The organism is Chryseobacterium vietnamense, from assembly GCF_031454475.1.
GTDB classification, from domain to species: Bacteria; Bacteroidota; Bacteroidia; order Flavobacteriales; family Weeksellaceae; genus Chryseobacterium; species Chryseobacterium vietnamense.
Map to the genome: position 1 here is coordinate 1,970,860 of NZ_JAVDQX010000001.1, position 25,034 is coordinate 1,995,893.

Below are 25,034 nucleotides of genomic sequence, written 5' to 3' on the forward strand. Positions count from 1 at the left end.
TTAAGGGATTAAATAAAATTTGGTGATATCCAGTTCCTGGGTAGACCTCATCAGTTCTATTCCCGCTCTTCTCTGGTTGAAAATGGCATTCTGATATTCCAGTTCTGCAACTTCAAGATCATTTTCGGCATCAATAAGCTGTGAAGATTTGCTCATTCCGTATCTGAATTCTTTTTCTGCCTGTACGAGTGCATTTTTAGCCAGCTCTTTTTCTTTGGCTTTCAGGGTAATCTGTGCAGAAGCGATATCATAATTGGTTTGATTATTGGCAAGATTCAGTGTCAGCTTTTTCAAAGCATCTTCTTTCTGATTCTGTAATACTTCTTTTCCTACTTTGGCGGTTTCTTCTGCATGTTTGCCTTCTTTCCCGTCAAAAATTTCCCATTTAAAACCAACTCCTGCAGTAATCAATGGAAATACATTGATATTATTGGGTCTCCAGTCCAGCTTTTTTCCTTCGTATCCCAGTATAGGAACAGCTGGAATGACATTTTCTGAGGATTTTATCCTGTTTCCGTACAATCCGATATAATAGGCAGAGGCCATCAGCTGTACTTTAGGAATCATCCATGTCCTTTCAGCTTTTATTTTATAATCTGCAGCACTGATTCCATGTTCCAGAGCACGGATTTCAGCTCTTTGCTCTATCCCCTTTTCTGCAGCCAGTAATTCCACCGGAGATAAGACCGGATCAATCATTCTGAGCCTTTCTCTATTGATCCCGGTTAAAATATAAAGCTGGGTAAGAAGCAATTCTTTTTTCCCTTCATATTCTACCATTTTCGCATCTAAAGTAGCCTGAGCGAGTTCGATCTTCTTATGATCATAAGGAGTAATCAAACCATAGCCAAGGGCTTTATCGGCTGTTTTTCTGTTAATATCCAGTCTTTTTTTACTTTCGTCCAGCACCTTTTTGGACTGATGAATCAATGCTAACTGATCATAGGCTTTGGAAATGGTGGCAATCACCTCATCTTTTGTTTTTTCCAAAAGGATATCTTCAGACTTTTTCTTTTCTTCCACCGCTTTTTTCATGTATTTAACCTTTCCTCCTGAATACAGAAGCATTTTGGCATCTGCCTTGGCAATACCTGAAAATCCGGATACGTTGAAATTATTGTTGAAAGTCCCTTCGGGAATATTGATAAAGGGCGCGAGATTGAATTCGGGAGACGTCAGTCTTGCTGTTCCATTGAGATAGCCGGCTTTACCACTCAATTCCAATGTTGGAAGAAAGATGTCTTTCAGTTTGTGTTCATCAAGATCGGTAAGCTTATTTTGGGTAATCTGCATTTTAAGGTTCGAATCCCGAACCATAGCACTATCCAGAAGTTCTTTAAAATCCGGCGCAGACTGTGCCCAGCCAAAAGCAGGGAAAGCAAAAAAACTAAACGTAAAAATCAATAAATTGTTTTTCATGGTTTATGTTTATAACAAATATAATGCAAAAATTGTTAAAATCCTTAAAGATAATTCTACAATACGGTGAATTTAAATTCAGTTTAAAATATGTTTAATTTTAAAACCCTGCAAAATAAAGTTTTGGGCAAAGTGTTTAAATGTTAATTAAAAGCCAAAAAAAATTGAAAAGGTAATTAACTCTACCTTTTTAATAGAGTTTTTCACTGCATATTTCTTAGGAAATAAAGAGGATAAAACAATGTTTTATTTAAAAAACATTGTTTGAATTTTGGAAGATGATTCCCGTGGAACGACAAACGGAGTGGATAAACTTTGAAAAAACGATCTTTACTGCGAGAGATCATATTAAATAGGAACGGGCTTTATCCCATTTGATAAAAGGTTAAATTCAAACGGCTTAGCCAAAACCTATAATACAACACAATGTTCGCAAAAGCATTATGAATTGTTTTTTCGTTCGCAAGCGCGTTTCACTCAGCGAAAATAATGACGAAATATTTACTTGAAATCATTCAATAAAAATTGTTTTTTAAATAAAATTTATGGTTAATGAAAACAGGATTAATAATAAGTTGATTCTGAATTTTAGAGTGTGTATTCCTGTGGAATGACAAACGGAGTAGATAAACTTTGAAAAAACGATCTTTACTGCGAGAGATCATATTCAATAGGAACGGACTTTAGTCCGTTTGGAAAAAAATAAAATTCAATTGGCTTTAGCCGAAACCTAAAGTACGACGCTGTGTTCGCAAAAGCATTGTCGATAGCTTCGAATTCGTTAGCAAGGGCGTTTCACTTAGCAAAGAACATGACGAATTATCTTATCCTGAAAAAAAAACGAAAACTCCCCACATCGCTGTGAGGAGTTTTCTGTATTATTATAATAAGCTGATTTATTTTTGAACTGCTTTTTTCATGCCAGCATCAGGGCGTAGAATTCTGTAACGAACTTCGATATCTTTTGGTACATAGAATACCAATGGAAGTTTACTGTTGTATCTTACAATTTCAGGTTTTAGCGTCACGAATTTTTTTGTCAGTTTTTTATCCAGACAAGCCATCAGGGTTCCTCCTGTTTCTCCTTTGGATTCTACTTCATAATAGTTGTATCCCCATCCCTGAAGATCCTGAGTTTTCATTTCTCCCATTAAGAAATAGTTGTTACAGTCTAACATTTTTTCAGCCCCTACAAAAACCTCCACTTTTAAGTCGTTTTCGTTTTTTGCTACAGGAAGCTGAATATATACTTGTTTATATCCTTCTTTTGCTTTTGGGAACATTTCAATCTGCAGTTTTTCAAACTTTTCTGCTTTCTTTTGTGCGAAAGCATTTATTCCAGCCATTAATACTAATCCTGTGATTAAAGTTTTAGAAAATTTCATCTTTTAATAATTTTTTTAATTGCTACTATCTTAATTCCAAAAACCATTCCAAAATTAAACAATTGTTTGATTTTTCGATTTAATTCTATTTTCATTGAAAATCCGGAAAAAAAAAACTGCAGTAAAAAATTACTACAGTTTTCTATATTGACTAATTACTCTGAAATTGTTACGTTACTTCCTTTTGTGTGAGCATTCATCTGTGGTGCATAATAATTCTGCATGGTGGTAATTCCATTGGAGAATTTTCCGGATGCATTGGCTACAACATCATATTCAAATACATATTTTCCTTTCGGCATATACTGAATATAGAAGTTCGTAGAAGCATCTTTGGTTGACTGATAATATCCAAGATTATTTTTCCACTGATATCCGGACAATACATCTATGGGCTCAAATCCTGCCGCACGCATATCTTTAATATGAATAAACTCCATCGCTCTGTCTGTGTTCAGAATCATTCTAACGGTAATTTTATCTCCCACTTTCAATGGGGTTTCTGTTGAAATTTTCTGAAGCTCTTCTCCGTTTACCGTTTTCACTTTTTTATAAAGTTCTTTCGTTACAGCAATATAGTTTTCAGAAGATTTAATTTTATCAAGATCTTCATAATACTGCCAGAACAATCCTCCCTGAACAATCCCGGGACCAGGTTTTGTAACGGTTACGGTGGCTAAATTTTTATCTATAGCTTCTGTTTTCACTGTTGATTTCACATAGCCAGTTGCCTGAGTCTGCGGTGCAACTTCTTTACCGCCCCAAAGTATTGTTGCTTTATCACTTTCTGCTCCAGTCCATGATTTTCCTGAATTCAAAATGGTAAAGATCACCTCAGCAGTTCCTCTTGAGCTTCCCCACGAGTTGACTTCTTTTTGGGTTACCAGCCAGATTTTCATATCCTCAATAAAAGACTGATCATTAGCTTTCAATTTGTTAAAAGCTTCCAATGCTCCGGCATGGTTCACCACTTTGGAACCAAACCATCCCCAATCATTCAGGTTTTGCTTCCAATAGACACCTTGTGTTTTGGTATCTGTAGAAGTTTCTTTAAGATAGGTCATCAATTTGGCAGACACCTCTTTCAGACCATAATTGTCCATTAATAATGCGGCACGGTGAAGTCCGAAGAATGTAAAATCAGTAATTTTAGCTGTTTTGGCTTTTTGTTTTACCAATGTTTTCAGGGTAGCACCTTTTCCTTTCAAAGGATATTGCTGCTCCCAATAGTTTCTCGTATCCAGATAATCCATTGCCCAGTTGTTCCATACATTATCTTTTTTCACATCATAGTATTTGGCAACCTCATTGTCTACATACTGAATCAATTTTGCTACAAGCACTTTCTCATCAGCACTTTGATAATCTTTCACATTGTCTTTTAACCAGGAATTGATTTTTCCTAAGTTTTTAAGGATATACAATGATGTTCCGTAAGAACTTGGATAGCCAGGGTACCATGAGAATCCACCATCAGGATTCTGCAGTTTTTTGAAATCATCCCAATCCTGACTGATAGAGTTTTTCATCGTATTGACATCAAACAATAATGCCAGCTTCTGCATCTGCTCGCCCTCATTTTTACTTTCCAGCACCCAAGGAGTTTCTTCCAGCAACAGTTGTTTCAGCTCCTGATTTTTTTCAAGGTTTGATTGTAATAATCCTTTGTTCTGATACTCTTCAAAAACCGTTTTCATTTTCGGATTCGCTTTGAATATTTCTGAAGCTAAAACATCAGCAAACCATTTATTAAAGATTACATCCGCAGAATTATTCTGATCATTTTTCAGACTTGGAAGCGCAAACATAATCTCCCAGATCGGATTGGTTGTCAGCTCTAACGTATTCGAAACATTAGAAGCTGTTGTGGAAGTATTATTTTTAAGGTTGTCTAACACAAATGTTTTGGTTTCGCCTTCTTTCACAAAAACCGGAACGGCATCAGTCACAAGCATTCTGTTCGGCAATACAGCAATGGCCTGCTGTTCTCCGTCAGAATAAGCGCCAGCTTTAGCCACCACTTTGAAAATAACAGAAGAAACATTATCCGGAACCTTTACTTTCCATGTTAATGCACTACTTCCGTTTTCAGTTAAATTAAAGTTTTGTACACCTGAATTCATTCCAAATTTCGAAGAAACATTTTCATTGGTAAAAGCATCTAGAATCTGTAATTCTGCAGAGCCGTTGAGTTTTTTACCGGTAAGATTAGATAACTTCGACTGTAAATTCAACTCATCCCCTTCCCTCAGGAATCTAGGATAGTTTGGCGTTACAGAGAATTCTTTCTGGGTTACTACTTCTTTTTCCAGAGTAGCTGCTCTTGCATCTTTTGTATGGGCAAGGAACATCAGTTTCCACTTGGTCAATGCTTCAGGAGATGTGAACTCAAAGCTTACATTCCCTTCTGCATCGGTTTTCAGATCCGGATAGAAGAAGGCAGTTTCGTTCAGATTTTGACGTACAGCTACTTTATCTAGTTCTTTTGCTGTACCATCCAATACTCCGCTTGCATTACCAGCTACTGCATCCATTACTATAGCTTCTTCCTTCGCTATAGGAGCAGCCGGAAGAGCAACCTTCGCACTCCTCATAGATCTGTAGCTTGTAACTTCTGAAGCATTTACACTCTTAGGTTTAGGACAACCATTATATTGAGTAGATCCGGGAACAGTGGGACAGGCATCATCTTTATCAGTAATACCATCGCCATCGGAATCCCATCCTATACCAAACCTTCCATCAAACCAGTTAAACTGAGGAACCTGTACATATTTGTCTTCAAAGTATCTCAGTCTTTTCTGATAGTTTTGCTGTTGCAGGTAATTTCTGATCCCATAAGAAGTCACCATTACAAATGGAGTATATAATTTTCTCCAGCTGTACGTGTTTGCTGCAAACTGATCCAGAGACATATCATACATATTGGCCAATACCTCAGCATTGATCTTTTCCTTGTCATTTCCGGTTACTTTTACCATCCATTTTTCTTTAACGTTAGGTTCCAGTTTATCTCTGAAAGTAACGGTTTCAATTTTCAAAGGTTTTTCTGTGTCCTTTATTTTTAAAGAAACAGATTGTGTATTCACATCATTAAATGCCACCAGCTGAAACTGAAGGTTAAGATCCGAAACACTTTTATCTTTAGGAATTTCAGCGGTATATTCTAATATTCCGTTTTTCATCTGACGAACTTCTGAAACCGTTTTCCCGGATCCATCCTGCACAAAAACATTCACTAATGCATGAGGAACCGCTGAGAAAACATAAACTTTCGCCTTTTCTCCTCTTGACAATTCTTCCTTCGGAGCAATCACCGTAAGGAAAGTTTTTTGAGTGGGTTTTAAAGCTGTTTTATCCCAGACACTGAAATACTGTGAAGTTTTGATCGTGTCTTTTCCTTCAATATTGAAAAGTTCCAGCTGGTAATCTCCTGCTTCCAGTTTTCCTAAGTCAAGACTTGCTGCTGCCTGAGAATTATCAGCGGTTGGCTGCTGCTGTCTTTCAATCAATATTTTTTCGGTTTTCCAGTTTTTAATCTCATCATTTTCATCAAAAAGATCATGTGGAAATTTGCTGATGAACTCTTCTTTTGAATATTTCGGAAGATTCTGCACATCAGATTTGAAATTATCTCTGAAAATTCTGTCAGGAGCAGTCAGTTTTGATAGCTTAACCTGATAAGTTTTTTTAAGATTCTGATCGTTATAATTCTTAGTTTCCACCTTTACTTTTACATTTTCGTCTGTAAAAGTATTGCTGATGTTTTCCGCCTGAATGTAATGAGAAACTGATGCTACTTTCAATTGAGTATTGGCAGTCTGTGTTTCCCCATTGATGTCTGTAACGGATGCATTGATGGCATAGTTATCAATCTGTATGCCTTCCAGCTTTTCATCTTTTTTAAGTTCCAAACGAATCGTAAATTCTCCTTTTTCATTAGTCTTCGCTTCACCCAGAATTGAATTTTCATTGTCATCATTCTGCGGGTACCAGCTGAAATACCTCCATCTGATATTCTGTTTCTTTATTTCATAATTAACGGTCGTATTACTCAGCGGAACACCAGAAAACATGATTGCTTTTCCTTTCAGTTCTATCGTCTGACCATATTTGTACTCTTCTTTAACAGGGTCAAAGGTGACCTCAAATTTTGGTCTTTTGTACTCTTCTACCCTGAAATTTTTATATCCTGTGCTTTCCCCTTCTATTCTCAGGTAAAAATTACCGTTCAGTTTTCCTTTTGGAAGAATGAAACTTCCATGATAAGAACCGAATTCATTGGTAGTAAATTCCTGTGAAGAAACTTCTTCACTGTTGGTATTCAATAAGGTAATTTTTTGTTTCAACCCTGAAATAACAGCTTCGACTTCCTTATTCATTCTGGTATTAACTACCTTGAAATAAACAGTCTGTCCTGGGCGGTAAATTCCCCGATCTATAAAAATCTGAGCGGTGGAACGCGTTTGTTTATTTGGATTATAATCGTCAACATTTCCTCTGTTTCCGTACACCTGCATGATCTGGAAATCATTGGTTTTAGGCTGTTGGATCAGGAAAGTTCTGTAATATTCTTTGCTGTCAGTAGCAGGAAACTTAAATACCCCGTTGGCATTGGTTGTTCCCTCAATTTTAGTTAATGTTTTATTGGAAACAAATTCATAAAATCGAAGCCCTTCATTGGCTAAAGGCTTACCATTTTCACTATTAACCAATTTCAGCTCATCGGAAAGAGGGTTTCTGTCCGTTTTAGACTGATAAATAATTTTGTTTGCGGAAACAAGAAAATACAAATTCTGTCTGGAGTCTGTATCTTTCATATCTGCTCCTGCAACCGTAAATTCTGCAACATACACCCCTGAAGGAAGCGGTTTCACTTCCAAAGAAGTTTTATGACTCTGATAATCTTTAGGATCCGGAAGCTGGAATGTTTCCTTCCGAACCAGATTCTTCTTTAATTTGTTAAAAGTATCGGAATAAGAGTCATGAACATACCGAATTAACGAAGTAAAATCATCTTTTACTTCATAAATATTCAGGGTAAATTCTGATACATTCTGATACTGCGCCACAAAATGAATTGGTTTATTATTCTGCGTCTGTGCTTCATATTTTAAAGTCAGATATGGATTTACAATCTGAGCTTCTTTGCTTTTAATATTCTCCAGAAAAAAGGATTTCGGATATTCACTTTTAGCCTGTGCCGCTAATGTTAGAGCTTCTTTAGGCTTCTTCTGATTAGTAAGTTCATCCATGATTTCTCCCATGATCATCACTTTATAATCTCCTTCTACATCAGATTTCAAAAGATTCTGAAGCTGCTCAAGTTTATCCTTACAATGAGTGAAGTTACAGTTTTCTGTAAGCTTTTCTTTCATAAAGTACAACTTTGGATTTCCTATGTTCTGTTCGATCAGTTCATCATAAATTGTATTGATTGTTGTACGATTTTCTGTCAGTTCATTTTTGGTAAAAATATTATTTTCAGATAAAAACGCTATTTTCTTCACTGCATACCAATCCGATAATGTCGGGAAATAAACAAGGTCTCCTGTTTCTGAAAAGATATTCTTATACTTTTCCAGAGCGATTTTTTTCATTTCGGCTTTCTCCTTATAAAGTTCCTGAAAGCTTGTCGTCAGATAATTTTTAAAATCAAGCTTACTCCAGGTTTCAATCTGTGAAACATCCTGCGAATTGATATTGGTTCTCCCATTTATTTTCCATGAATTCTGTTGATAATAATCCATAAAAAAACCATTCAGCAGAACTTTGTACACCAATTTCCCTTCTCCGTTCACTTTTCCTTCCGCATCTTTAAGCTTTTTGAAAAATTGAGAGGCGGAATCATTCTGATCATCGTCCGTTGTTTGGTTTACAATACTGAATTCCGCTTTCAGAGAACGGATCAGTTCGAAGGCATTATTTTCTTTCATGGCTTGTTTTTGTATGTCTAAAATAATGGGAAGATTAGATTTATACGCTCCTTTTACACTGTTATCAGCCACTTTTTTCCATTGGGTATCGTAATATTTCTGTGCGGATACCGTTGAAAAGCTCAGCATTATAAGCAAAAGCAGAAAAATCTTGGAAAATCTTTTCATATATATTAATTTTGATAAATGAACATTTTAAAAATACTGAAAAAAACGGTCATAGACAGCCAGCTTTATGTCTCGCTTATGGGAACGCTTTTTGCAGTATTTTTCATGAAAGAGCAAAACACATTCCGTTTCCCTACCTTTGCATTAATTTTCATTACTTATTTCAGTGGTTATCTGTATACTAAATACCAATACACCAGACACTTTTTAAAAATAGTAATTCTCAATGCCATTGCAGGAATTGTCTGTGCTCTTTTAATCATTCATAATCATAATGAAATAAGACTTCTGAAATGGTTTATTATTGTAGTACTGGGATTACTTTACAATAGTTTTTTTCTTGATGTTTACATCCGGAAAATCCCTTTACTGAAAGTTTTCTACGTAGGATTAGTGTGGGCACTGGTCAACTGCTGGCTTACGCTTCCGGAATTTAGTATTCCTATTTTTCTGATCAGCTTTTTCTTTATTACTGCCCTTGTGCTTCCTTTTGATATCCGGGATATGAACAGTGATACCGTAAAGACTTTCCCAATGCTGATAGGTGTGGAAAATACTAAATATATTGCCTACGCCCTGGTTTTCATCAGTACTATCATTGGAGTTTTCTATCTTGAATTACAATATGCCATGGCATTTTTTATGGCAAGCATCGCAACTTATATTCTCATCTATTTCTCTGATAATAAAAGAGATGACGCTTATTACTCGTTCGGGGTAGAAACTTGTTCGGCACTTCCTTTTTTATTTTTAGTAATAATGGAGTATTTTTGACGAATGATTATCAAGAAGCTTTCCCTCTACAATTTCAAAAACCACTCTGAGAAAAAATTTGAATTTTCCCCGCAAATCAACTGTTTTGTGGGGAACAACGGTGTAGGAAAGACTAATATTCTGGATGCTTTGCATTATTTATCAGTAGGAAAAAGCTTTTTAGGAAATACTGATCTCAACAATATTAAACAGGAGGAAGATTTTTTTACCATTGATGCTGAAATTCAGAATGAAGACAGCGAAGATATTATCAGAATTACCCAGCCTAAGGAAGCTAAAAAGGTCATCAGGAAGAATGATAAAAGCTATGACAGGCTTGCAGATCATATCGGATATTTACCAAGTGTTATGATTTCTCCTTATGATTCTAATCTTATTTCGGATTCCGGGGAAAGCAGGCGAAAATTTCTGGATGCAATGATTTCTCAGACGGATTCAGAATACCTTTTTGATCTTATTCAATATCAGAAAACAATTCAGCAGCGAAATGCCTTACTGAAATATTTTGCAAAAAACAGAACCTGGGATAAAGATTCTCTGGAAATCTATGATGATCCGATTACCAGATCCGGAACGAAAATATTTAAGAAAAGAAAGGAGTTTGTAGAACAGCTCAATCCAATTGTTCAGAACTTCTATCAGATTATTTCAGGGGGAAAAGAAACGGTATCTGTTATTTATGAATCTCATTTACTGGAAGATTCTTTTGAAAACCTTTTAAAAGAAAGCCTTGAGAGAGACCGTATGCTTACTTACACTTCAAAAGGAATTCATAAAGATGATCTTCTTTTTGAAATGGACCATGTTTTAATCAAGAAAATCGGTTCTCAGGGACAGCAGAAGTCATTCCTGATTTCTTTAAAACTTGCTCAGATGAGTCTTGTAAAAGAACTCACCAAAAAGACTCCTATCCTGTTGCTTGATGATATTTTTGATAAGCTTGATGACACCAGAGTTTCACAATTGATTGAACTTGTCAATAAGGAAAGCTTTGGACAGATTTTTATCACCGATACCCATAGAGAGCGTACGGAAAGTGTAGTGAAGAAAATTAATGAGGAAAGTATCATTTTTGAGGTTTAATAATAGATTCGGGATGCGAGTTACGAGATATAAAGTACAGTAGACAAAATGTAAGTGTAGATATAAAAACGAATTTTCTTTATCAAAGGAATGTTTTTTTGTCTTAACTTAAGATCCTAAAACACAAATGATATGAGTTATAGAAATCTTGACATTTATAAAATGGCTTTTAATTTATTTTTAAAAATCCATAAAGCATCTCATCTTCTTCCTAAATACGAACTTTTCGAACTGGGTAGTCAATTAAGAAGGTCTTCAGACTCAGTCATTACAAATATTGTCGAAGGCTATGGAAGATCAACATATAGGAATGACTACATTCGCTTTCTGATTTACAGCCATGCAAGTAACGATGAAACAATTAATCATTTGGAAAAAATTATCATATTATACCCTGAATTTTGCTCAGAATTTGAAACATTAAGAAATGAATATAATACACTGGGTGGAAAGATTAACGTTTATAAAAAATGGGTCATAGAAAACTGGAATAAAAACAATCTGCAATAAAAAAATAAACCACGCAACCCAAAACCTCGAATCACGCATCCCGAACCCCGAAACCCCGACTATGAAGAAGAAAAAACGTGAATATCAATCCTCTGAACTGGTAAAATCTTTTGCCAGAATTTATGGTTTTGAACATAAACTTGTTGCTTTTGATATTAAAGATTTCCTTGAAGAGTATCTTGATGAAAGCCTGTTCAATGAAATCAGAAGTGTTAATATCGAAAAAGAATGTATTATTATTAAAATTGATTCTCCCCTGTTGAAACACGATTTTAAAATGCGGAAAAGCTTTTATCTTAAGAAGTTTCAGGATAAATTTGGGGCAGATAAATTTAATGACCTTCAGATATTATAGGAATACAGAGCAAATCCTTCAAATAATTCACCAATGTTGAAATTATTTTATTGTATGCAATTTAATACGTATTTTTAGGGTAAATTAAAACTATTTTTATCATGAAAAAATCAATTGCATCAAAAAAACTGACAAGAAACACTTTAAAAACAATACAGGGAGGAGGAGTTGGACAGATCTGCTGTGCTGTAAGCTGCGCTAATGAAAACGAATGTGCTTATTGGACAACATTACCTACAAAATGCCCGTTACTTCCTATTTGTCTTTAAAAGTAACTTATAATGATAGAAAAATGCTACCCATACGGTAGCATTTTTTGTTATATTAATGTTCTTCTGATTTATTGGAAATGGTACTGCTCATCAGGTCATCTGCCTTCTTATCCAGGCCAGAGCTTAATGGCAGGAAGAATTTCAGCGGATGTTTTGTAAAGTATCTGAAAATTTCTTTATAGATTTCACTTACCTGGCCAAAGTTCATCTTTCTTGATCTGAAGGCCAGAAACATTGATAAACTGAAACTTACCAGGAAGTTGAAGAAACCAATTAAAAAGACTGTAAAAAAAGACATCCAGAATGTATAGGAATCTACGGAGAAATCTTTTCCGTACAATCCTAAAGCAAAGTTACCAGCGGCAAAGGTAATGTGCCTGATATCCAGATCCAGCCCGAAAAACATTCCGACAGGTGCTGTGGCTCCAAGGAAAACCCCAAACCAGAAATTGGAAATGATTCCCGGCCAGTTTTTAGCATAATATTTTGAAAGTCCTTTTGCGAATTTCTTTCCGAAAAAGCTCCTGATGGAGAGATTTTTGGCAATTCTTTCCGGGATCTGGTAAAACACAGAGTTGTTCCCGATATTCCCCGAAATAATTCCTGAAATGAAAAGGTAAAATCCGGCGATACTTGCATGCAGAATAGCTTTTGATTTAAAAGGATCGAGATCTTTTAACAGTTTATCAGAACGCTCCACAGCAAGGTTTTGTGAGAAAAATACATCCAATCCGTAAATGATGGCAAGTGCCACCGGAAAAGCCAGCAAAACATTCCCCACAAAGGCAATGAACTGACTTCTGAATAATTTAGATACCAGATGGGCAAATTCTGTGTTGTTTCTTTGGGCATTTCCTTCTTCGGATAATACTTTTGTCATCGTAGCGGCTGTCATGGCCGGCTGTTTTGTAGCCAGCGTAAAACCCATCAGATAAATCATCACAAATCCCATCGCATAGTTCATGGAGTACAGGAAAGCGTGTGAAAAATCGCTTCCGGGGATATACCCGTAGAGCATTTTCAATACACAGAGCGCTCCTACGATAATTCCACCACCACTCGCTTTGTAAAACATGGTCATATATTCCTTACGGGTAGAGGTAATATAATGAGTTCCTGCTTCAGCGGTGTGATTGGTAATAAGGTGTGAAATCAGTCTTGTACTGTCATTGATCAGGTCTGAAATATTATTTTTGTGAGATTTATAACTCAGAATATTAAAAATCAGCTGCTTGGATTTGATCTGAATATCTTCATCGGTATCAATAATCAATAACTGAACAATCTCATAAATTCTTTCTGTCTGTTGGCGGATTTTCAGAAGAGACTGATTAATCTTTCCTGAAATACCATATTTGGCAGAATTTTTAAAAGCAATATTTACAAATTCCTGGCACTGTTCTGCATAGATTTTTATCTGCTTATATCTGCTGTCTTTTGAATGCAGCTGTAATTCAGGATCTTTTACGAGATCATCCGCTAATGTCTCCAGCTCATTCTGAAGAGCAAGGAACGGATTGTCTAAATTTCTGTATTGAGGTGCCATTCTCACCACTTCCACTTCCATTGCCATTCCTGTTACCCTCCAGGAGAGAATGTTCATAGAGAAAATAAGTTCTTTTTTAACATTAGGACGGATAATAAAATCCGAAGCTCCCAACATATTTAAAAACTCATTGATTTCATTTTCAGGAAGGTTATGGAGATATTTCAAATCTCTTTTCGGCCTCATACTGACATTATCGATCATGTACCACACCGTATTTTCGTTTTCAACGGGCGGCAGAACCTTGTTCAGTATTCTTTTTTTAAGTTCCGGGAAAAAGGCATTTTCTGAAAGAATATTTGCTTCTGTCAGGGAAAGGTTGAAAGGTCTTCCTCTAAAAATATTGTGAATGTAATATTTAAAGTTTTCAGCAAAATTAGGATTGCTTCTAAAGAAATTGAGCACATCAGTGAAGTCCGCCTCTTTTATGGTCTCAAGAAACTCTGCAAAAGGTTCTAAAGAAAGGGTTTCGTTCTTAAAAGAAAAGTATTTTTTAAGAACTGACTCAAAATTTGTGCTGGAATTAAAGAATTTCATTAGTACAAAGATACTATTTCAAACTCACATTCCTCATCTGTCTCATAATCCAATTATGTTTCTTTCTCAGATACGGGGATGGATTTTTAGGATCATACTTCTTTGGATTAGGCAATACAGCAGCAATCCAGGCTGCATCTGAGGTACTTAAATCTTTGGATGATTTTCCAAAATAATATTGTGCTGCCGCTTCCACTCCAAATACTCCCTGTCCCATTTCTATGGAATTCAGGTATCTTTCAAGGATGATATCTTTAGTCCATACTTTTTCAATGATGAAAGTATACACCGCTTCCAGTCCTTTTCTTACCCAGCTTCTGCCCTGCCAAAGAAATACGTTCTTTGCAGTTTGCTGGGAAATAGTACTTCCTCCTCTTATTTTTTTGCCTTTCTCATTATATTTCATTGCCTTTTCAATGGCTGTATAATCAAAACCGTCATGAACAAAAAATTTCTGGTCTTCTGAGGCAATTACGGCTTTTTTCACATTGCTTCCCATTTCATCATAGGAAATATAATCTCTGTGCAGTTTTCCATATTCAAAAAGTCCTCCTATCTGGGTAAGAGTGATGGGAGGATTAAAAAATCTACCCCAGATGATAAAAACTACATTCAGAACAAGAATGATGAAGATAAGCTGTTTAATTTTTTTCCACATAACTTGATAAAAAGGAAAGGCAAAAATAAGCAAATAGTACGAGTTACTGCAATTCTTTCATATAAGTAAGCTGATAATCCGGTAAAAGTTCAGGATGAAAGATCTTAATATAATCCTTAAGGACAAGATCTGCTCTTACCACGCCGCTTTCGAAGAAATCATTGGCTTTCAGTTTTTCTTTTCCGGCAATGGTATAAATTTTCCCTTTATTGAATACATCCAGCTTTCCATAGAAAGGATTCATTTCCAGCATTTCTTTTTTTGAAGTGTGGCTTCCTGCATTTACCCAGTACTGAACGCCTCCTGCTTTGGCATACACTTCCTCAAAGCTCATTGTCAATGCTTTTTCGTCTTTATTATCCTTCATGATATAATTCGCATTAGCATCAGAAATATAATGAGCAACAGAGGTATTTCCACCTGGAAGATACCATACGTTCCCGTACATTTCATTGGCAAGGATAACTGGCTTTTCTTTGGCAGTTGATGCTAGTTTTTTCAGTTCTCTATAATTTTTTTCTACTTCCTGATATTTTGTTTCTGCTTCTTTTTCTTTTCCTAAAAATTCTCCAAAAAGTTTGATATAAGCTGTTTTTTCCAGAGGTTTCTGCTCCATGTACTCATCCAGAAATATCACCTGAATACCATTATTCTTTAAAAGCTCATACGTATTGTCAAAACTGGCAATGTGATTGGTAAAAATAGCATCCGGTTTCATAGAGATGATCTTTTCTACGTCATATTTCTGTTCGCTTCCTACATTCTGGATTTTTCCTTCTTTAATAAGATTCAGAATTTTTTCAGAATAAATATACTCCGGGCTGGAAACTCCTATGATCAGATTTTCAGCTCCAAGCTCCGAAATATATCCGGCCATACTTGCATTCAGCAGGATTATTTTCTTGAATGGAGTTTGATTTTGCTTAAAGTTATAAGTAAAATTCCCCGATTTTAGCTCAAGGGCACCATCATGTTCCTTAAATTGGGTACGGTTTGAGATATTTGTCCAATCTGAGGACGAAATTTTTGATTCTCTTTTACAGGCAATTAGCGAGAAGACCGTAAATAAAAGTAAAATTTTCTGTTTCATCTTTCAAAGAACGGAAAAAAGTGGTATATTTGCAACCGTTAAACAACAAGATAACAAAAGGCCTCGTGGCGCAACTGAATAGCGCATCTGATTACGGCTCAGAAGGTTACAGGTTTGAATCCTGTCGAGGTCACTTAAGGAGACAACTATTTGATAGTTGTCTCTCTTTTTTTATGCATAAAAATCTCTATATCAAACTTTTACAGCATGCTATTTTATGTCTTAATTCTTGACTGAATTTTTTATTGTTTTGAGCTGTATTCAAAAGTTGAATAATATTACTGTCTAAGCATTCCATTTTAATAATAAAAGATAAACATAAATTTAACCAGTAACCTTGATGGTTATCAATAATACCTCTCAAGATCAGTTCTATAGGAAAAAGATCGGAAAGTAATCTATTATTTTTATTGATTAGCATTGTTAACTGTTTACTCACCGTTTCTACATGTTCAAAAATTATATAAAATGGATGACCATAGAAATTATTCATATTAATATTTGTGGTTTTACCTTCGTAAACTATTTTCCAGCAATTACCGCAAAAATAACATTCATAATTAATCTCTGATATATATATTATTCTTACTTCCCTATTCATCTCGTCAATATACGGAAATTCAATATTATGAGCCAGAATGTTAAAACTGGTTTCCCTCCATGCATCGATAAAAGTGTTTGAAGATACGCTCGTCTTGGCCACAAGACCGACATTTGAAGATTTCACTCTTTGATGTCGTTTTTTATTTCCTAATGCGTTGTTATACTGATAAAACTGTTTCCAGGTATTTCCGTTTTCGAAAACTCCTGCTTCAGCAGAGTACTCGTTACAAGAGCTGTTTTCTATTTCAACAGCTTTCCAGCGATGCCTGATTCTGATTTTCTGAAGGTAATAGCAGAAAGTGAAGAAACAAAATCCGTAAGTTTGAATTAAGAAATCAATCTCCCATCCGGTAAACAAGTAATTGGGTAGAATATGCGGTCAGGCTCATCCCTGCTCCTGCACAGTTGCCCGATTGGCCTCTTCCAAGAGTTATAGTCCATGTTCTGTTAGCAGGAACCGTGGTAGCATGGGTTATGGTACTTCCGTGATTGGAAACAACTCCTTCAATGTGTGAAGCTGTACTATGAATTCTGGTACTGCCTGTATTAAGAGGAAAATCTACAAAGTATGAGCTGATAGTACATCCTGTCGCATTATGTAATGCTTCATATACAAAGGTCATCTGATAAGTCCCTGCCGGAAAAGTAATGGTACTTGTTGCTGCATTAAAGCTCATTCCGGGAATGGTATTTTTAACCAAAGACATAGGAACCACCTGCCTTTCACCTATAGCTTGTGTCTGCAAGAAATTTAATTGTGGAGTTTCCAGCCTGAAAATTGCAGCGCTTGGAATCATAGATAAGGAACCTAATGCACCAATTCTTTTAACAACGCCAGTAGCATCAACAACCATCAGGGAATCTGTAGAGGTATTTCCCGCAGAAAGCCCTTGTAATCGTAATGGATTGGTTCCGTTGACATGAAGTTTATGGGTAGGAGCAGAAGTTCCTATTCCGACTCTGCCTGAATTACTACTCGTAAGGAACATAAGTTCATTAAGTTCGTTTCCTACACTAAATGATAAATACTTTCCGGAGCCTGCTGTTGTTACATTATTATCTCCAAAATTGATCCTCGCAACCGGGCCTGTACCAACGGTTGATCTGGAAGCAATATTAATCCCAAAATTATCGGTCCTGTTACCATAACTATAACCGTTCTGGCCAATATTAATATCAAGTGCATTTTTTGTTGAACTGACCGTCCTTGCAGCATTGAGAATAGAACTACCCTCTACATGCAGTTTTACTTCAGGCGCCGTTGTTCCTACCCCCAATCTGTCATTGGCAGCATCTACTGATAAGGTAGATCCATCTACAGAAAAAGCATTTACTGCATTTCCGGTAAAGGCTAGTGTATTCGCTCCCTGGGTGACAGTACGGTTGGCTTCTAAACTTCCATCCGCTGTATAAATGCTTTTATCCACAAATTTGCTGGTATCTGCGCTTAATCTTATCCAAACACTTCCATTAAAGTAATAATAACCTACGTTGTCGATATTTACTGCATTACCGGACTGGCTTCCGGTGCTGACTTCATTTACATAGATCATCGTAGAAAGAGCAACTCCGGTCATCGACTGTGCTCTCTCCCTGTTTACCTGAGGGATCAGAAGACCCTCAGGGGATGTTGTAGTACCTGTAGGAATTTTTGCACTGATATCCAGCGTTGCCTTTGGAGAAGAAGTGTTAATCCCTAGCTGAGAAAAGGTGATTCCGGAAATCAATAATGCTGATACAATTGTTATTTTTTTTTTCATTTTGCTTTGTTTTGAATCGTATTTGGATATTATTTTGCTAAATCCTTTCTCCATTTAGACAGCGTATTCCTACTCATTTTAAAGTGTTTGGATGTTTGGCTGAGGTTAAGATTATTTCTGTTCTGATATTCTATGATATACTCTACTGTTTCCTTATCGTAAGATCTGAACTTACTATTCTTTTTATGGGGAGAAGGCTGTTCATTTCCAAATATCATCGTATTGAGAAGAATAACCTCTCTGGTTGTCAGTTTATGCTTCTGAAGAAGATTTTTACATTTTTCTTCCTTTTCAGGATATTTTATCTTGATGATATCCTGGTAAATTGCTATATAGTTAGGCGATATTTCATTTTTCATATACGTAATTTCTGTTACTAATTATTTTATCCGAAGTGGATTACTGTATAGATTCCTGAGATCTCACTTAGGGTTGTATTTACTGAGCCATTTGTAAAGAGTTGTTTTAGGGATTCTATATCTGCTCATGACCTCACTTTTATTCATTGCTCCTGTATTGATCTGATCTATCACAAAAGAAATAAGCTCTTTTGTATAAATATGCTTTCTGAACATGGGTAGTGAAGTAGATACTGGTTCATTTTTTTTCTCACCTCCTTCCGGTGGCGAATACAATATAAGATGCTGAGTATATAACCTGAAAAAATCATAACTTAACAGTTTACTCCATTTAAGAAGCAATTCTGTACATAAATCCTGCTTCTTATACATTTCCTCAACTTCTTCCTGAGAACATCTGAAAAAGTTACATATCCGTACATTATCCATATCACATTCCTGTACTCTTTTTGCTATAAACTGTCCAATACGGATATCTTTAAAATCTGTTTTCATAAGGTATATTTAAATCTCAGTTTCATGCTTAGCTAGAAATAGAGGTATTATTTCTTTGGTTTTCCCATATGAATATCTGTTATAATTTTATAGGAAGAATAAAGGTAAAAATCAGTATATCAGATATCCTTATTACTAAAGACAAAGGTATAGTGATCTTGCAGAAACTATACAGAAATACCTTTTACAATTCGTGAATACTAACAGTATAAAACCAACTACAAACAACTGATTTAAAACAATATAACATCAAAATTTGACTTATACTAAATGTATTTTAATAGGGATAAAAATGAAGGATATTTTTAAATTTCAGGGTCTATTTTTGGACCAAAAAACCAATACATAATAAAAGTGACGCCTTATTATTTGGTGATTAAAAAAAAACTATCAGAATTTGAAACTCTGATAGGTTAAATAAATTTTAATTCGTAATAGTAAATAAAGCACTATTTTCAATACTTAAAACTTGTTTTCTGCTCTGTTTTGTAACTGTGCAATAAACTCTGATGGAGAAATATTCATCTGCCTTTTGAATATATCAGCAAATCTGCTATGGGATGAGTAACCACATATTTCCGCTAAGTAGCTTATCTTATAGTTACGGTATTCGGGTTCCTTGTATAACTTTTTTGTTATATAATTGATTCTGTTATGATTGATATATTCGCTAAAATCTAACTTTTTATACTTTTTAATAATATAAGAGAGGTACTTTGTATTCGTATTAAGCAGTGAGGCCATTTTAGGCCTGGAAATTTTCTTATCCAGATATAAATGCCGGTGCTCAAAATCTTTCATGCGTTTTACCAGCTCCTCCTCTTTTTCCACACTTATATAAAATGAGGAAGCTACTTCTGTCTCCGTATCCGTTTCTGTACCTTTATCTGAATCGTCTTTTATAAAGTGATTTCTTACAGGTTCTGTATCAGCCACTATTTCAGCACACTCATTCTCCAACGGAGCATTTAAACCGTTAATAATTTTCTCAAACGGCAGTCTATTCTTTCTTTTTTGCTTTTTATAATAAAAATAAAGACCAATCATCACCAGAAATAAGAATGCAGATACGTAGATTAAAATATGAAAATACCCGGCAAATTTATTTTTCTTTGCTGCTTCTTCCTTGAAATCCTGATCTGCCAAAGCCACCAGCTCATTTTTTTTCAGAAGGTCAATGGAGTCTTTTATTGGACTGATTTCAAGAAGCCTTTCGTGATTATGAGTGAGTCTGTAAAGCTTTCTAAGATCGTTAATGACAAAATCACTTTCCTTTTTATTTTTTTGGACAAAAGCAATATTTTTCGCTTTTAGCAAAAATGCCTCCGCCTCATCATACTTTTTCCGTTTTAAAGCAATATTACCCAATCCTCTGTAGTAAGTGGCATTGGTAACTGCATCAGATTTAATCTTTGAGTCCCGCAGTTTTTTATCAGCAAGATGAAAGTAGTTATTTGCGGAATCCAGACTGTTCTTTTGAACATATACTTCACCTAGTTTAAGATAAGATTTACCCAAAAGAAAGTCAGTGACTTCATTTTTTTGTATTTTTTCAAGATAAGCCTGATTATTTTTAATCTTTTTGATAAAGCTTACTGTATCTTTTTCTTCCAGATTCTGCAGGGCCTCTGTTTCGAGTAACATTGCATAGATATATCTTCCTTCAATAGAGTTTGATAATGATTTTCCAGCTGCTTTTGCTCTATTTAAAAACTGTTTGCTGGCATCAAGCAGATTGAGCTTTAAATATTCCGAAGCAAGCCTTTCATTGGCAAGTGCTTCCCAGTCAGAAAGACCCGATTTTTTTGCCATTGAATCTATTTTTTTCCAGCTTTTGATAGATTTGCTTGCATTAAGCTGACGTGAGTAGGCGGTGCCCATAATAACCAGTGATCTTATCTTATGGTCTTCATTATGTGAAGTTTGATAAATAGAATCACCAATTCTCAGCATTTTATCAACCCGTTCTTCCTTAAATGTATGGTAATAAATCTTTATAAAATCCTGATCATTTTTTGTCTGGGACTTTACCGATAGACTTGTCAGTAAGATTGAAATGAGAATATAAAAAGATTTGCGAACCATATTTTAAGAAAATTATATTTAACGAATTTAATACTGAAAAAAACAAACACATACCCATCATTATATGCATTATACACCTGTAGATATTATGTAAAACCATTACTTAAATTAAAAAATCAACATTAAGTTGCAAAAGACAGTCCACAATTTCCAGAACTTTTAAATGACTTGATAAGTGGGAGAATGTAATGATAAAAAAGTCTTTCTTTCGAATGACCCTTTGATGCTACTGAACAAAATCTCTCGTAAGAATACCTTGATTCCGGTTTCTTAATATCTTCAACAGTGAAAATCTGATCCTGTTGTGGGCAGCCAATCCGGCAGTAATAAAGATAATGATGCTTAAAATGAAGAAATAGAGATGAAAATAAAATCTTGGGATAAAGTCATAAAGACTGAGGGAACTCTCCAAAAAATTTATAAATCCGCAAGTGGATTCCATCATTATTTGTGGCAGCAAATTAAATACAATGTCCGTAGCTTGCAATCAACTGGCTGCCAGTATTCGAGAATAATGATACACAAAATAGTTTATAAAATGATCCGAAACACTTTTCTATACCTAAACTGAGCATTTTCTGAACTTTTATATACAGTACGATTAATATTTCCCGAAGAACAAACAATTCTTACGGAACTGAAAAGGAAACAGAAAAGTAACTTAATCTCATTCAATTAAAATGAAATTTTTTGTGATAGAATATCTACTGATTATACAGTCTGAGGATTTCCACCAATTCGGGTATGGATCGTATTTTCAGCTTCTCAAACAACCTGATTTTGTAAGTACTGATCGTGGATGAATGGAGATTCAGCTGATTAGAAATTTCTTTGAGGGGAAGACCTTCTGCAAGTTTATTGGCAATTTGCAATTCGCGGTCTGACAGCGCTTCAAAGGGAGAACTTTTGGGTGTGCCATTTAATGATTCTAAAAAAATAGCTTCTTTTATATTATCACTGATATATCGGCCTTTAGTGAGCATCGCCGTTAAAGCAGTCTCAATCACTTCCGTGGAGCTTAGCTTGCTGAGATAGCCGCCAGCACCCATTTTCAGATAACGCATCCCATACAATTCTTCATCCTGCGAAGAAAATATAAGAGTTTTTAATGCAGGCTGGTGAATTTTTATGTAATCTATTGCTTCCTGAACAGTACCATTAGGCATATTAACGTCCATAATGGCCAGATCAAATTCTTCGTTCAGAATTAATTTATAAAGCGATTTATAATCTTCTACTTCTGAAATGATGGCATCGGGTCTGAATCGTTTAATTGTCTGTATCAAACCCATCCGGACGATACCATGATCGTCTGCTACAACAATGCGAATGTTTACTTTTAAACCCATTATTCTATAAATTTATGTAAAAAAAGGGAAACCGTAGTGCCTTTATTTTCAGCGGAAATGATTTGGATGTTTCCATACAGCAAGGATATAAAATTTTTTACAATTTTCAAACTTAATCCCACGCCTTTCTCACCCGCAGTTCCCAGGAATACGGGACTATCATAATTGTAGATCGTAGATAAATACTTTTCATGTATTCCTGTTCCGGAATCAATTACAGAAAGCACAACCTGATCACCTTCTGTAATCGCCTGTAAATAAACATCCTGACCCTCAAATGAATATTTTACTGCATTGTTAAAAATTTTGTCTAAAACATATTCCAGCAGCAGGCGATCACTTGTAATAGATGCATTGTGATCTCCTTTAAAATAAAAGTTAATATTTTTTTCCTTTAATTTAGCAGCGTATTTTTCTTCCAGATAGTGAAAAAGATCCATCACCATTATTTTAACAGGTTTGATCTGAAATTCCCCGTATTGTGTTTTTAGCCAGGCAACGCTATCCTGAATAGTTTGCAGATTCTTTTGGGTATCACGTTTTACCTGTGGCAATAACTTAAAAAAATCTTCCTCACTTAAAGTCTTTTGCTCCAGCTCTTCTGTAAGCCAAAGAAAGGTTCCAAACAATTCTTTTGAGTCATGAGACAATATTGAAATCAGTCCGTTCTTGAAATTGATTTCATTTTCCAGTTTTTCGATTTTTAATTGGAGCTCGTTGATAAGATCATTCATAAATTAAGTATCACGGTTTAGAAGCTGTTTGAATTATTTTTTTTGAAAGAAAGCAGAAGGGTTATATTGTTTAAATGTGAATAAAAACATCCGTTTCAGGCCTTTCTTCAGGAACTGGCAAGTTAAAAAAAATATCATATTAGTTAAAAAAAAAGAATGGGATTTACTTGAAATAGTAAATCCCATATTTTATCTTACTAAAATCCACATTGCACAAACGGCAAAGTTGAAATTCATGAAAAGCGCTGAATTGTTGAGAAAGTTATCTGCCGGACTCTTAATACCAGAAGACATTCCAAAGATTATGAAAGAAAAAACGAAAATGCCAGTGTTTATATTCTTGTACCAAATATCAGAAGATTAACTAATAAAATTTTAATTTAAACAGCTTGAATTTTTCTCATGCAGTTAATTTGATAATATCGTGCTGATCAGTCGATTGATTATTGCTATTAAAATGATCTATAAGGAAGAGCATTGTTAAATTGCCGTAAAACTATAATAAACATTGATGGAGTAAGTAGTATTTTCCTTACCAACCAAACTTTGGCCACTCTCGGGTGATATGGTATATCTTATATTCAGTCCCCGGTCCAAAACCGGTGCTCCGTTAAAGAGTATTTTTTGAGGCGTTTTGGATAAGGGTGCACTTACAGAACTTCCATCCACACCAATTTGTAATATGTTGGAATTGATGCTGGTCTGCAGCCCCCCTTTCTTGAAATAATTTTCATCCGATTTTACATAGAGCTCAAAATTTTCATTATTGGACAACATAATCTGGTTGGGAATCATTTGTGACTGACCTCCGGTGTACTGGGCAGCGGTATTAAAATTAAAGTTGACGTTGCGTCCGGAACTGGGAATGGTGATCTCAGACAGAGGAAGCACCTTTAACTGAACGGCTGTATTTTGCAAACTGTTAATTGAATTATCTGTACTTCTGGCATTGAAGTTCAATTCAAAAGTATATGTTCCGGCTTCAAAAAAGAAGTTTTTAAAATCTTCCGCAGACACATAAAGCTGAGGAATGAAGCTGTTTCTGTTTCCCGCTGCAACACTGAAATTAGCAGCGGAAAAATTCTGAAAATCGGAAGATAAGGCTTTGGTGGCGAGTGCCGACCCGTTACTGCCTAATTTAATGCTTGCTATATTTCTGGTTCCCGGAACACCTTTAGAGGAGGTAAACTGAATGTTTGTGCCAGCAGCTTTCGCCCAAAAATTAAAATCAACCGTATTTGCGATTTCCGTGTTTCCCAAATCCCACACCCGCGTGCTTGTACTGCGGTAATCATTCAGAGAAGATATTTCTATGTATTTTGTTAAGGAGTTTGCGACCCATCGTATAGATGAAGGAATAACTAAAATTGTTTTAAAATTATGTGGTGTGAAATCATTATAATTCTGAGTGATATCCATGGAGTAATTTCCGGCCCGGAAGGCATTGGCAGTAAATTGTGAGGCAGGAATTTTAAATGTAAAATTGATATTTCCGCGGTTAAATCCTCCCGCGAGACTGATTGATGGCGGTTCAAACCATTTTATAGCGCTTGTACTGAACGACTGAAACCCTGGCAAATAACCTGAAAGTCCGGTATATGGCAGCTGCCCGCCCATACTTTCCAACTGCCACAGAAGAGTGGAACCGGGTAAAGTAAGTGAGGAAGAAGAGTGAGTAAAATTTGGTCCGGAAACAGAGGTAAAGGTAGGAGCTGTTGGGAGTAATCCCAAAAAGGCATAATCCCAGTTGGTTCTGTTGGCGTTCGTCATTACTCTTGTAGGCACTGAAGTAAATTCGGTCCTGTTAAAAATATTATTATCGGGAACTGACAGGTAGATATCCTGAGCTTGCGTAGCTGCAGCCCCACAGAACACGGTAAAAATTCCTACTAAAAAAACCCTCATCTTTTTCATAC

The 25,034-nt window shown here is 35.5% G+C and carries 20 protein-coding genes and 1 tRNA gene; 7 read left to right on the forward strand and 14 right to left on the reverse strand.

What is annotated here, in order from left to right; translation table 11 throughout:
- The 3 genes from J2786_RS08950 to J2786_RS08960 all read right to left on the reverse strand — a co-directional run bounded on the left by J2786_RS08950 (position 1) and on the right by J2786_RS08960 (position 8,908).
- The gene (locus J2786_RS08950) at positions 1–1,419 is read right to left on the reverse strand and encodes a TolC family protein (RefSeq protein ID WP_047433630.1); all 1,419 of its coding nucleotides are present in this window, start codon (positions 1,417–1,419) and stop codon (positions 1–3) included.
- 896 nt (positions 1,420–2,315) lie between these two features.
- Entirely contained in the window at positions 2,316–2,804 is a 489-nt protein-coding gene (eco, locus tag J2786_RS08955; protein ID WP_047433631.1) for a serine protease inhibitor ecotin, read from the reverse strand.
- A gap of 155 nt (positions 2,805–2,959) precedes the next feature.
- Positions 2,960–8,908 (reverse strand): alpha-2-macroglobulin family protein, encoded by a 5,949-nt coding sequence (locus J2786_RS08960; RefSeq protein WP_047433632.1) that lies wholly within the window; start codon positions 8,906–8,908, stop codon positions 2,960–2,962.
- Between the two features lie 18 nt (positions 8,909–8,926).
- Here J2786_RS08960 and J2786_RS08965 point away from each other — a divergent pair, with 18 nt between their 5' ends.
- The 5 genes from J2786_RS08965 (at position 8,927) to J2786_RS08985 (ending at position 11,899) form a co-directional block, all read left to right on the forward strand.
- On the forward strand, positions 8,927–9,682 hold the full coding sequence (locus tag J2786_RS08965; RefSeq protein ID WP_047433633.1) for a UbiA prenyltransferase family protein: 756 nt from the start codon (positions 8,927–8,929) through the stop codon (positions 9,680–9,682).
- 3 nt (positions 9,683–9,685) lie between these two features.
- Positions 9,686–10,765 carry a DNA replication/repair protein RecF gene (gene recF / locus J2786_RS08970; RefSeq protein ID WP_047433634.1) on the forward strand — a complete coding sequence of 360 codons (1,080 nt, stop codon included), beginning with the start codon at positions 9,686–9,688 and terminating at the stop codon, positions 10,763–10,765.
- Between the two features lie 132 nt (positions 10,766–10,897).
- Positions 10,898–11,275 (forward strand): four helix bundle protein, encoded by a 378-nt coding sequence (locus tag J2786_RS08975; protein ID WP_047433635.1) that lies wholly within the window; start codon positions 10,898–10,900, stop codon positions 11,273–11,275.
- A gap of 61 nt (positions 11,276–11,336) precedes the next feature.
- A complete protein-coding gene (locus tag J2786_RS08980) occupies positions 11,337–11,630 on the forward strand; it encodes a hypothetical protein (protein ID WP_047433636.1) in 294 nt (97 codons plus the stop codon).
- A gap of 101 nt (positions 11,631–11,731) precedes the next feature.
- Positions 11,732–11,899, forward strand: a complete 168-nt coding sequence (locus J2786_RS08985; RefSeq protein ID WP_156121532.1) for a bacteriocin-like protein — start codon at positions 11,732–11,734, stop codon at positions 11,897–11,899.
- A 55-nt stretch (positions 11,900–11,954) separates the two neighbouring features.
- On the opposite strand, the gene J2786_RS08990 is transcribed toward J2786_RS08985, so the two are convergent.
- The 3 genes from J2786_RS08990 to J2786_RS09000 are packed head-to-tail and all read right to left on the reverse strand — an operon-like array spanning position 11,955 to position 15,733.
- Positions 11,955–13,985 (reverse strand): transporter-like protein, encoded by a 2,031-nt coding sequence (locus tag J2786_RS08990; RefSeq protein ID WP_047433637.1) that lies wholly within the window; start codon positions 13,983–13,985, stop codon positions 11,955–11,957.
- A 13-nt stretch (positions 13,986–13,998) separates the two neighbouring features.
- Entirely contained in the window at positions 13,999–14,643 is a 645-nt protein-coding gene (mtgA, locus tag J2786_RS08995; protein ID WP_047433638.1) for a monofunctional biosynthetic peptidoglycan transglycosylase, read from the reverse strand.
- Positions 14,644–14,686: 43 nt separating this feature from the next.
- Positions 14,687–15,733, reverse strand: a complete 1,047-nt coding sequence (locus J2786_RS09000) for an ABC transporter substrate-binding protein (RefSeq protein ID WP_047433639.1) — start codon at positions 15,731–15,733, stop codon at positions 14,687–14,689.
- A gap of 59 nt (positions 15,734–15,792) precedes the next feature.
- On the opposite strand from J2786_RS09000, the gene J2786_RS09005 reads away from it, so the two are divergent.
- Positions 15,793–15,866: transfer RNA gene (locus J2786_RS09005), tRNA-Arg, on the forward strand.
- Between the two features lie 54 nt (positions 15,867–15,920).
- Here J2786_RS09005 and J2786_RS09010 read toward each other — a convergent pair.
- The 7 genes from J2786_RS09010 to J2786_RS09040 all read right to left on the reverse strand — a co-directional run bounded on the left by J2786_RS09010 (position 15,921) and on the right by J2786_RS09040 (position 23,118).
- Positions 15,921–16,694: a hypothetical protein gene (locus tag J2786_RS09010; RefSeq protein WP_047433640.1), complete on the reverse strand. Its 774-nt coding sequence runs from the start codon at positions 16,692–16,694 to the stop codon at positions 15,921–15,923.
- Positions 16,672–18,096 carry a phage tail-like protein gene (locus J2786_RS09015; protein ID WP_156121535.1) on the reverse strand — a complete coding sequence of 475 codons (1,425 nt, stop codon included), beginning with the start codon at positions 18,094–18,096 and terminating at the stop codon, positions 16,672–16,674. The genes J2786_RS09010 and J2786_RS09015 overlap by 23 nt, the downstream gene beginning before the upstream one ends.
- Positions 18,097–18,125: 29 nt before the next feature.
- Positions 18,126–18,455, reverse strand: a complete 330-nt coding sequence (locus tag J2786_RS09020; protein WP_047433641.1) for a hypothetical protein — start codon at positions 18,453–18,455, stop codon at positions 18,126–18,128.
- Between the two features lie 63 nt (positions 18,456–18,518).
- Complete coding sequence (locus J2786_RS09025) at positions 18,519–18,950, reverse strand: hypothetical protein (RefSeq protein WP_047433642.1); 432 nt, start codon at positions 18,948–18,950, stop codon at positions 18,519–18,521.
- Positions 18,951–19,412: 462 nt separating this feature from the next.
- Complete coding sequence (locus tag J2786_RS09030) at positions 19,413–21,035, reverse strand: helix-turn-helix domain-containing protein (protein ID WP_052187096.1); 1,623 nt, start codon at positions 21,033–21,035, stop codon at positions 19,413–19,415.
- Between the two features lie 704 nt (positions 21,036–21,739).
- On the reverse strand, positions 21,740–22,384 hold the full coding sequence (locus J2786_RS09035) for a response regulator (RefSeq protein ID WP_047433644.1): 645 nt from the start codon (positions 22,382–22,384) through the stop codon (positions 21,740–21,742).
- Positions 22,384–23,118: a sensor histidine kinase gene (locus J2786_RS09040; protein ID WP_047433645.1), complete on the reverse strand. Its 735-nt coding sequence runs from the start codon at positions 23,116–23,118 to the stop codon at positions 22,384–22,386. Before J2786_RS09040 ends, J2786_RS09035 begins: the two co-directional genes overlap by 1 nt.
- Before the next feature lie 76 nt (positions 23,119–23,194).
- Here J2786_RS09040 and J2786_RS09045 point away from each other — a divergent pair, with 76 nt between their 5' ends.
- Positions 23,195–23,482, forward strand: a complete 288-nt coding sequence (locus J2786_RS09045; protein WP_047433646.1) for a hypothetical protein — start codon at positions 23,195–23,197, stop codon at positions 23,480–23,482.
- Positions 23,483–23,598: 116 nt separating this feature from the next.
- Here J2786_RS09045 and J2786_RS09050 read toward each other — a convergent pair whose 3' ends face one another.
- Positions 23,599–25,032, reverse strand: a complete 1,434-nt coding sequence (locus J2786_RS09050; RefSeq protein ID WP_047433647.1) for a hypothetical protein — start codon at positions 25,030–25,032, stop codon at positions 23,599–23,601.
- Positions 25,033–25,034: the final 2 nt, after the last annotated feature.